The 1475-nt window shown below is 69.0% G+C and carries 2 protein-coding genes; one reads left to right on the top strand and one right to left on the bottom strand.

Going from position 1 to position 1475, the window contains the following annotated elements; all coding sequences use genetic code 11:
• Window positions 1-106 precede the first annotated feature (106 nt).
• On the bottom strand, window positions 107-586 hold the full coding sequence (bfr, locus tag ACYVE9_RS26525) for a bacterioferritin (RefSeq protein WP_461030435.1): 480 nt from the start codon (window positions 584-586) through the stop codon (window positions 107-109).
• 201 nt (window positions 587-787) lie between these two features.
• Here bfr and ACYVE9_RS26520 point away from each other — a divergent pair, with 201 nt between their 5' ends.
• A complete protein-coding gene (locus ACYVE9_RS26520) occupies window positions 788-1411 on the top strand; it encodes a sulfite oxidase-like oxidoreductase (protein WP_461030434.1) in 624 nt (207 codons plus the stop codon).
• The last annotated feature ends 64 nt before the right edge of the window (window positions 1412-1475 follow it).

Below are 1475 nucleotides of genomic sequence, written 5' to 3'. Positions count from 1 at the left end.
GGGGTCCCGGAAGCGGTCACCGTCTCCGAGGCGGCCTGAGCCACCCGGCCTCCGTCGCGCGGCCTCCGGTCGCGCCGGGGCCTGCGCCGCCGGTCGGCCCGGGGCGTCAGCTGCTCGGCTGCTCGATCAGCTGGGCGATGTACAGCGACTCGCCGAGCTTCTCCACCAGTTCGAGCTGGGTGTCCAGGTAGTCGATGTGGTGCTCCTCGTCGGCCAGGATCTCCTCGAAGATGTTCGCCGAGGTGATGTCGTTCTTCGCCCGCATCACCTCGATGCCCCGCTTGAGCCGGTCGATGGCCTCCACCTCGATCATGCGGTCGGCCTCGAACATCTCGGTGACCGTCTGGCCGACCCGGACGTGGAACAGCCGCTGGTAGTTCGGCAGCCCGTCCAGGAAGAGGATGCGGTCGGTCAGCACCTCGGCGTGCTTCATCTCGTCGAACGACTCGGAGCGGGTGTACTTCGCGAGCTTCGTCCAGCCGAAGTTCTCCTGCATCTTCGCGTGCAGGAAGTACTGGTTGATCGCGGTCAGCTCGGCGGTCAGCTGCTCGTTGAGGAATTCGAGAACCTCGGGATCGCCCTGCATCGCGGCGGTCTCCTTCCAAGCGGTTCGGGCAGCTCATGTGCCCGACGGTGAACGTGGGGTAGTGCGCCAAATCCTTGCACTCCCCCGGCGATCACGTCCAGTAAGTGCAGGCTTACCGAAATTGCCCTGATTCCCGGCGCGTCCGGGCGGCCTCCCGGCGGCCGGTCGGGAGCACCCGTACCGGTCTGTCACCATGGACGTATGGGTCAGCCGGGAAGCCGCGAAGGGGAGCAGGACGTTCTTCCGCCAGGACAGCGACCCCAGCGGGGCTGGCCGGTCACCCACTACGGTCCGGTACCCAAGTTCAAGCCCGACCGCTGGGAGTTCCGGGTCTTCGGCGCGACCGCGGACGGCGACAAGCACTGCTGGAACCACGAGCAGTTCAGCGCGCTGCCGTACGAGACGGTCACCGCCGACCTGCACTGCGTGACCAAGTTCAGCATGCGCGGTGTGGAGTGGGGCGGCGTGCCGGCCCGAACCGTGCTGGAGCTGGCGCCGCCGGCGCCCGAGGCGACGCACGTCATGGTCTGGGCCGAGTACGGTTTCAGCTCGAACCTGCGGCTGGCCGACTTCGACCGCCCGGACGCGCTCTTCGCCACCCACCGGTCGGGTGAGCTGCTCACCGCCGAGCACGGGTTCCCGGTGCGCCTGGTGGTGCCGCACCTGTACGCCTGGAAGGGCCCCAAATGGGTCCGGGGCGTGGAGTACATGACCGCCGACCGGCGGGGCTTCTGGGAGGAGCGCGGCTACCACAACGTCGGTGACCCCTGGCAGGAGCAGCGCTACTCCTACCAGGAGGAGCCCGGCCAGGGCCCGGAGCTCTGACCTCCTAGCCGGGACACCCCAGCCGGTCCCGGCCCGGGCGCCCGTCCGGCCGCGCGCCCGTGTG

The organism is Streptomyces sparsus, from assembly GCF_054776295.1.
The sequence above is the reverse complement of the archived record's forward strand: the minus strand, read 5'-3'. Positions and strand labels throughout refer to the sequence as shown.

Excerpts from the sequence above, each read along its gene's own strand:
- ACYVE9_RS26520 (WP_461030434.1), top strand. The coding sequence starts at position 788 with ATGGGTCAGCCGGGAAGCCGCGAAGGGGAGCAGGACGTTCTTCCGCCA.
- bfr (WP_461030435.1), bottom strand. The coding sequence starts at position 586 with ATGCAGGGCGATCCCGAGGTTCTCGAATTCCTCAACGAGCAGCTGACC.